Raw genomic sequence first — 7,951 nt, forward strand, 5'->3', positions numbered from 1 at the left:
CTCTTTCTGCAGCCAGTTCCTTAACAAGTTTCGAATCCTGGTTTGCTATACGCTTCAAATAATCGAATCGCGTCAGAAAATCGCTCATACTGGTGCTATCCAACAGCACCTCCAGATAGGAAAGATTCCCTTTCCTATATAAATATCTCTAAGCCGCTGGTGAAAAAACTCTGTTCGCTCTTGGAGTGCTTCCTCTTTCTTCTGCAGCTGTTTTTCAGTCTGCTCTATCGACTGTTGCAGTGTAGAAAGCTCTCCATCAATCCGCTCCAGGTCCTTGGATGTTTGGGAAATATCCTGGTCGATCGTGTTTAATTCCTGGAGAATATCTTTCTGTTTCTTTTGATTATCATTCAGTTGCTTCTTGCGCTCTTCAATCTGGCGGTTGACATTGGACAGCTCATCTTTCTTTTTTTGCAGATCAGATGCCTGACCCGGTGCCATCTGGCAAAAGATCAGCATTACCCCCAGTAGAATACTTATACCAATTTGGATGCCTCTCCTTCGCATTTTTACCCCCTTCTTATTCACGCGATGCTTTCAATAAACTCTCTAGCTTGAATAATGTATCTGATCTTTCTGATACCATATGCTTCCGTACAATCCACCCACAACATTCCCTAACCCCGGCCCTTTTCCCATCCCCCACAAGTGTCACACTGCCATAGGCACCTTTCCAACAACCAAACCGAAAAACTGACGTCAGAAACCGGAAGTCAGAAGTCTGATGAGCCAAAAACTGTCTTGGAACAGTTTTTCACCCGAGCATCTTTTTTCCAACGACTAACCCAACGACACTAACTTGCCAACCAACTACCGACAACCAGTCAACGTCACCCGCGTGCACCGGGGACTGTCCCCTTTGCACGCGTGTGTCCTTTTCCAACGACTAACCACTAACCACAAACCACTAAACTTGAAGGTATTTGCGTACAGATATCAGGCTCCCCATGGCACCCAATACGATGCCGCCTGCCAGCAGACCCTCGAAAACCCACAGCAAATTCCTGCCGGCGCTTACCAATGGCAGAAAAGGTATTGTCTCCTGCAGTTTTGCTGTCAGTGTCCCATAGGACAAGAAAAGCACCCCCACTGCCAGCAAAGCCCCCACACACCCCAGGACAATCCCCTCTAAAAGAAAGGGCCAGCGTATAAACCAGTCGGTAGCTCCCACATATTTCATAATGTTGATCTCACGACGCCTGGCAAAGAAAGTCAGGCGGGTGGTGGTAGCAATCAAAAATATGGCACTCGTCCCCAGCAAAGCAATAATTATAAGGCCGATAGTGTGTGCCCATTTGGTGAGCTTGAGCAGTTTTTCCAGCGCTCCCTGCTCATAGCGCACCCCTTCTACCCCAGGAAACCTCTTGACTTCAGCAGCCACGGCGCTTACATCATGGGGATCATGGGTTTTGATTCTATAAGCATCAGGTAGAGGATTGACATCACCAATAGAATCACGATAGTTAGTTTCCTCACCCAACTGCTCTTCCAGGGAAGCCAGGGCCTCATCCCGGGGAATAAATTCTACCTCTTTCACTCCGGATATCCTGCTAAATAAGGGTTCCAGGGAAAGAGCTTCTTTTTCCGTAGTATCCATCTTTAAATAAACCGTAATTTCAATATTAGATTCGACTTCCCTGGCAATCTGATTGGTGTTGATCACCAGCAGCATTCCCGCCCCTAAAACAAACAGCGAAATTGCGGTTGTTCCCACAGCCGCAAAATTCAACAGACTATTGCGTCTAAAAGAGCGGAACACCTCCTGTAAAATGTAATAGACTTGCCTAAGTAGCATTAGCGTAAACACCCCGGTGCTCATCTCGCACAATTTCACCGCAGTTTAGAGCGATTACACGCTGACGCATGGAATCGACAATTTCTTTGGCGTGTGTTGCAATGATTACTGTAGTCCCTTGTTCGTTAATTTCCTGAAAACAGTCCATAATCTCCCAGGATGTGTCAATATCCAAATTTCCGGTCGGTTCATCAGCGATCATAATTGACGGCCTGTTAACCAGTGCCCGTGCGATGGCTGTCCGCTGCTGTTCCCCACCGGAAAGCTGTGATGGATAGTCATCCATCCGTTTTTCCAGCCCGACCAGCTTGAGAACCTCCGGCACCCGCTCCCTGATCTCTGACCTGCCGGCACAGACAACTTTCATGGCAAAGGCAACATTTTCGAAGACTGTGCGATCAGGCAACAGCCGGAAATCCTGAAATACCATACCGATCCGGCGACGCAAATTGGGTACCTCCCGCGGTCTCATCCTGACCACGCTGCGGCCACCTATATAGATCTGGCCTTTGGTAGGCAGTTCCTCTCTGAAAATCAGCTTGATCATTGTTGATTTCCCTGCTCCACTTGGTCCCACGATAAAGACAAATTCTCCGCTTTTGATCTGTATAGATACTCCCTGGAGAGCTTTTACTCCATTGGGGTAAACTTTGGATACATTGAAAAAGCTGATCACAATACCACTCCAGTCCGAAACATTCGAAATAATTCCCAAAAAGAAAACAACTTCCTCCTGTTGGAAGTTGTTTCGACATTAATTTTGAATATCCTCTTTATTTACTACATATTTTTTTCCCTTATTTGGATGAGCGTGCTATAGCACGATGCACCGCTTCCACAAGGTGTTTAACTGTTAACCCGCAGACTTCCAGCAGCTGCTCAGGACTCCCCGATTCACCGAAGCGGTCCCTGATACCTACCCTCTCCAGCGGAACCGGGTAATTTTCACCGAGAACTTCAGCCACTGCACTCCCTAACCCCCCGTAAATGGAATGCTCCTCTGCAGTTACCACAGCACCGGTTTTCCTAGCCATCTGTACAATTGTCTCCTTGTCGAGGGGCTTGATGGTAGAAACGTTGACAACAGCCACCTCCACCCCCTCTGTTGCCAGCGAGGATGCTGCTTCCAGTGCCATGGAGACCATGACCCCTGCGGCAAATATCACAGCGGCACTGCCATCACGCAAGGGTACCGCCCTGCCGATCCGGAACCGGTAATCCTCTTGCAGAATTTCAGGGAAAGCCGGACGCCCTAATCTGATATACACAGGCCCCTGCATCTCGATAGCTGCAGCTACTGCCTGGGCTGCCTCCTGGGCATCTGCCGGCACGATCACCGTCATGTTGGGGAGTGTCCGCATCAAGGAGATATCTTCAATAGTTTGATGGCTCGCCCCATCCTCACCAACACTGACCCCGGCATGGGTGGCGATAATCTTCACATTTAACCCGGGGTAGGCGATGGCATTGCGCACCTGATCATAGGCCCGACCTGTTGCAAAAACCGCAAAGGTGCTGGCACAGGGAATCTTTCCCGCCAGGGCAAACCCCGCCGCTGTACCCATCATGTTTTGCTCTGCAATACCCATATCAAAAAAACGCTCCGGATAATTTTTGGCAAAATCTCTGGTCTTTGTCGATGCGGACAGGTCAGCATCCAATACAACCAAGTCCGGATATCTTTTACCCAGTTTCACCAGCACCCGCCCATATGCCTCACGAGTGGAGCTTTTCTTCTGCATAACTGCTTCTTCCCCCTTTTGGCTAACCATTAGCTGACTGCACTCAATTAAAGCAGATTCGTCGAACTCTACGAATTCATCTTTTGGCTGATCATCAGCTGTCTGCACTAATTAATACTATAGGATCGCTTGTGCCGTATGAATCTTTTAAGATGATCATTATCTGCCCGCACCTATCTCTTCCAAGGCCTGAGCCGCTTGTTCTTTATCCGGCGCTTTGCCGTGCCAGCCGACCTCGTTTTCCATATAAGAAACCCCTTTACCCTTGACCGTATTCGCTATGATCATGGAGGGTCTGTCCTTTATTCCTGCCGCCCAGTCAAAAGCAGCAAGCAGGTCCTGAAAATCGTGCCCATCAACCTCTCGCACAGCCCATCCGAAAGAACGCCACTTATCAGGGAAAGGCAGAGGAGACATCACCTCTTTGATAGGGCCGTCGATCTGAAGACCGTTATAATCAAGGATGGCTGTCAGGTTGCCTGTGCGGTAATGGGCAGCAGCCATGGCTGCCTCCCAGACCTGCCCCTCCTGGCACTCACCATCACCTAATAATACATAAACGCGGTAATCCCGCTGATCGAGCCTGCCCGCCAGAGCAATCCCCAACCCCATAGACAATCCCTGCCCCAGAGAGCCTGTCGATGCCTCAACCCCGGGCACCATCCCGCGGGCAGGGTGTCCCTGCAGTCGCGTCCCCAGCTTGCGGAGTGTCAACAACTCCTCCCTGGGAATGAAACCTCGCTCTGCCAGTGCGGCATAAAGAAGTGGGGCAGCATGTCCCTTGCTTAAAATAAACCTGTCGCGGTCAGGCCATCCAGGTTCCTCCGGCTTTATCCGCAGTACATTAAAATATAGAGCTGTCACAATTTCAACACTGGAAAGACTGCCACCCGGGTGTCCTGAGCCGGCCTCTGCCAGCATCCTGATGATATCCCCTCTGATCAGCTGTGCCTTTGTTTCCAGATCACTGATCATCTGTTTTTGAGTTTCTGCCATAACCTTACCTCCTCACCTAGTACTCTTTTTCCCTAAAATCCTTAAAACCCTCACCCAGCACCTCATGAGCATCTGTAATAAAGACAAAAGCCTTGTGATCAATATCATAAATCAATTCCTTCAATCGGCTCTCTTCAGTCTTACCCACCACACAGAGAAGCACCGGACGATCTTCCCCGGTGAACATCCCTTTCCCCTGTAAGGCAGTGACCCCTCGCCCCAACTCCTTAAAAACAGCCTGGAAAATTTCCTCGGAGTGTTCAGAAATTATATATGCCGCTTTGGCAAAACTGATCCCTTCCTGTACCAGGTCGATCATCTTACTGGTAATCAAAAGCGATAAGAGGGCATAGAGAGCCAGTTCAACATTAAAAAATATCCCGGCCAGGCTGATCACAACAAAATCCGCCCCCAACAGGCCCTGCCCCACAGTTACAGGAAAGTATTTATGGAGCAGGCGTGCCACCAGATCTGTGCCTCCGGTGGTACCACCTGCCTTCAGAACAATTCCCATTCCTAAACCTGTAATTATACCCCCATAGATCGCCGACAGTAGAACATCATGCGTCATCACCGGTACATGGTTCGCCAATAATTCCACAGACACAGAGGTAACCAGTGCACCATAGACACTGCGGATGAAAACACGCCCCCCCAACTCCCGAAAGGAAAGGAGAAACAGGGGAATGTTCAAAGCCAGCAGCACCCATCCTACAGGAAGCCTGAACAGGTGAAAGAAAATCGTCGCCAGGCCACTCACTCCACCGGCAGCAATCTTATTGGGAACTAAGAAAATGTCCAGGGCCAGGGCAATAACCACAGAACCCACTGTAATCCAAAGATATGATCTGATCAACTTCCGAAGGCGCAAAGACTCCCACCCCATCCAGAGATTACCCCATGATTATTGTTACCAAAACAATTTTTTTCACCCAGGGGCGAAAAACAGAAGTGTCAAATGCCTGAGGTCGGATGTCTGAAACATAACGGGTCAGGACGGGTCAGGCTTGCATTATTCTTTTGTACAGCAGGAACTGTCCCCAGTGCATGCCAGTAACGTATCTTCACTTATTGGATCAGGAGAATCGTCAGTCTGTGTGACAACTCCCCAAATCACCAGTTCAGCAGCTATAAAGGGGGTATTACTGAAATAGCGGGCAATTGGCCTTAAAAACAACCGTAATTTGGTCGTAAATGGGGGGATGGAACAGTCAAAATGGTTTTCACACACTCTGTCGTCCCTCTGATCCACTCTTTTTCGCCTTTTTGCTGCACTATTCCTGTATTATTTTACAAAAACAAGGCCCCGGAATATAAGTACTCCGGGACCATTTATTTCCGGAAAAAGGTGATCACTTTCTGCTTATCAGTCGGAGATAGGCATCTATAAAAACATCGATCTCACCGTTCATTACAGCCTGTATATTCCCCACATCGATCCCTGTTCGGTGGTCTTTGACCATGGTGTACGGCTCAAAAACATAAGACCGGATCTGGTTTCCCCAGGCTATTTCCCGCTGTTCACCCCGCAGCTTGGCCAGTTTCTCCTCCTGCTCCTGCTTTTTCAGTGCCAGCAGCTGTGAGCGAAGCATGTTCATGGCACGCTGCCGGTTAGAAAGCTGGGATCGCTCACTCTGACACTGCACAACAATCCCTGAGGGAAAATGGGTGATCCGAACAGCTGAATCTGTTTTGTTCACATACTGCCTCCGGGGCCGCTCGCCCTGTAGGTATCCATGTGCAGGTCATCAGGGTTGATCTCCACTTCTGTATCCTCCTCCACCTCAGGGATCACATCAACCGAAGCAAAGGAAGTATGACGCCTTCCCGAGGAATCAAAGGGAGAGATGCGCACCAGCCGATGTACTCCCCTCTCAGCCTTTAAATATCCGTAAGCATTGACCCCTGTTACAAGAAAAGTGATACTTTTAATCCCCGCTTCATCCCCTGCGAGATAATCAAGCACCTCTACTTTAAACCCATGCTGCTGGGTTGCCCAGCGCCCGTACATCCGAAAGAGAATTTCTACCCAGTCCTGTGCTTCAGTACCCCCTGCCCCGGCATGCAGAGAAACCAGGGCATTCCTCTTATCATGGGGATCAGAAAAAAGGGTTTCCTGCTCCCACCTGTCAACTGCAATACAAAGTCCGGCATAGCTGTCCTTAAATTCGGCAGCCAACTCCTCGTCACCGGACTCCTCACTTAATTCAAGCAATATAATCAGTTCCTCAAAATCCTTGCTGACATTCCTGAAGCGCGTCAGGTCTTCTTTGAGCGCAGATGCCTCCTGTAAAACCCTCTTTGCCTTATCGGGGTCTCCCCAAAAATCAGGTCTTGCTGTCAGCTTCTCGATCTCTTCTAGTTTGTTCTCTTTGGCCTCGAGGTCAAAGAGAAACCCTCAATTCTTGAAGTTTATGTTCCAGTTGATTCAATTCTCTCCTGTACTCACTCAACATCAAAATCACCTCTATTTTGGTAGAAAACGGCGTTCTTTCAGCATTTCTGCCTGGATCCGGGCATGGTGATAATTTTCATCAATATTATTTCCAATACCGTAACCCGCTCTTACCTGGAACCCCGTTTTCAATTTAATTACTCTGGCTACCCTTTCGATCATTTTATCAAGAATTACTGGATCTTGTACCTTTGTTACAACAGCGTATTCGTCTCCTCCAATAAGGGCAACAAGATCACGCTCCTTACCCTCCCTATTCACCCGCACCAGGGTGCGGATCAACTGCAGGATAGAAGCCTTCATGTTTTGCACCTCATACTCGGTATGCATCTTCACATAACTGCCGAAAGCCCGCAGATCAAAGAGAATAACGGATTCGGTGCCCGTCAAGGATAAGCCCAGGACTTCCAAACGTGGATCGTCTTTTCCGCTGATCCCAATCACCAGATCACGAACCACCTCATATTCGATCTGCTCCGGTTCCAGGCCCAGCCCTGAAAACCCCCGAAACTTTCTCTCAATGGCACACATCTGGTCGAGGATAGCGATGACCTGAGCCAGGTTGCTGCCCGGTGCTGCATACTGTGCCGGTTTATAGTGAAAGATATCCAATCTGACAATTTTGCTGATATTAAGGGCATCACCAATCAGGTTCATGGTTCGTGGTCGAATCTTGACATGGTGGTGCAACGCGACAGCCTCAAGAACTTTCTGTGAACAGTGGTACTTTTTTGCGGTCTGATGGCTTTCCCCAATATGGTTGTGAAAAGGAACCGTCCACTCCGCCCAATTCATCCCAGGATAATGGCGCAGATATGCAGGTGCCCGACTCTTTTGAACCAGAGAGGCTTCAAAATCCTGTCATCAACTTCTTTCCCCTTCCGACATCATGAAAGATGACCCCGGCGATCAGTTCCTCTCCTGTTGATCTTGAGAACCTCTAAGACACTATCAGGTATGGAG

The 7,951-nt window shown here is 48.9% G+C and carries 8 protein-coding genes and 1 pseudogene; all 9 read right to left on the bottom strand.

All coding sequences use genetic code 11. From position 1 onward, the window contains the following. The coding region (locus SSCH_RS22290) for a hypothetical protein (protein ID WP_456300449.1) at positions 1 to 88 on the bottom strand (88 nt) is incomplete at its 3' end. Then, on the bottom strand, positions 85 to 507 hold the full coding sequence (locus tag SSCH_RS04670; RefSeq protein ID WP_044664462.1) for a hypothetical protein: 423 nt from the start codon (positions 505 to 507) through the stop codon (positions 85 to 87). The genes SSCH_RS04670 and SSCH_RS22290, both read right to left, overlap by 4 nt. Positions 508 to 907: 400 nt before the next feature. After that, entirely contained in the window at positions 908 to 1,819 is a 912-nt protein-coding gene (ftsX, locus tag SSCH_RS04675) for a permease-like cell division protein FtsX (protein ID WP_332306899.1), read from the bottom strand. Continuing rightward, positions 1,785 to 2,471: a cell division ATP-binding protein FtsE gene (ftsE, locus tag SSCH_RS04680; RefSeq protein WP_044664467.1), complete on the bottom strand. Its 687-nt coding sequence runs from the start codon at positions 2,469 to 2,471 to the stop codon at positions 1,785 to 1,787. Before ftsE ends, ftsX begins: the two co-directional genes overlap by 35 nt. A gap of 121 nt (positions 2,472 to 2,592) precedes the next feature. Next, on the bottom strand, positions 2,593 to 3,537 hold the full coding sequence (locus SSCH_RS04685; RefSeq protein ID WP_084710936.1) for a transketolase family protein: 945 nt from the start codon (positions 3,535 to 3,537) through the stop codon (positions 2,593 to 2,595). Positions 3,538 to 3,696: 159 nt separating this feature from the next. Then, a complete protein-coding gene (locus SSCH_RS04690; protein WP_044664465.1) occupies positions 3,697 to 4,533 on the bottom strand; it encodes a transketolase in 837 nt (278 codons plus the stop codon). A gap of 16 nt (positions 4,534 to 4,549) precedes the next feature. Next, positions 4,550 to 5,404, bottom strand: a complete 855-nt coding sequence (locus SSCH_RS04695) for a YitT family protein (RefSeq protein ID WP_084710937.1) — start codon at positions 5,402 to 5,404, stop codon at positions 4,550 to 4,552. Between the two features lie 481 nt (positions 5,405 to 5,885). Next, positions 5,886 to 6,989, bottom strand: a pseudogene (prfB, locus tag SSCH_RS04700) (peptide chain release factor 2). 11 nt (positions 6,990 to 7,000) lie between these two features. Further along, on the bottom strand, positions 7,001 to 7,783 hold the full coding sequence (locus SSCH_RS04705) for a hypothetical protein (RefSeq protein WP_052835321.1): 783 nt from the start codon (positions 7,781 to 7,783) through the stop codon (positions 7,001 to 7,003). Positions 7,784 to 7,951: the final 168 nt, after the last annotated feature.

This window comes from Syntrophaceticus schinkii, from assembly GCF_000946815.1.
GTDB classification, from domain to species: domain Bacteria; phylum Bacillota; class DSM-12270; order Thermacetogeniales; family Thermacetogeniaceae; genus Syntrophaceticus; species Syntrophaceticus schinkii.

Excerpts from the sequence above, each read along its gene's own strand:
- ftsX (WP_332306899.1), bottom strand. The coding sequence starts at position 1,819 with ATGAGCACCGGGGTGTTTACGCTAATGCTACTTAGGCAAGTCTATTAC.
- SSCH_RS04685 (WP_084710936.1), bottom strand. The coding sequence starts at position 3,537 with ATGCAGAAGAAAAGCTCCACTCGTGAGGCATATGGGCGGGTGCTGGTG.
- SSCH_RS04670 (WP_044664462.1), bottom strand. The coding sequence starts at position 507 with ATGCGAAGGAGAGGCATCCAAATTGGTATAAGTATTCTACTGGGGGTA.
- SSCH_RS04690 (WP_044664465.1), bottom strand. The coding sequence starts at position 4,533 with ATGGCAGAAACTCAAAAACAGATGATCAGTGATCTGGAAACAAAGGCA.
- SSCH_RS04705 (WP_052835321.1), bottom strand. The coding sequence starts at position 7,783 with ATGAATTGGGCGGAGTGGACGGTTCCTTTTCACAACCATATTGGGGAA.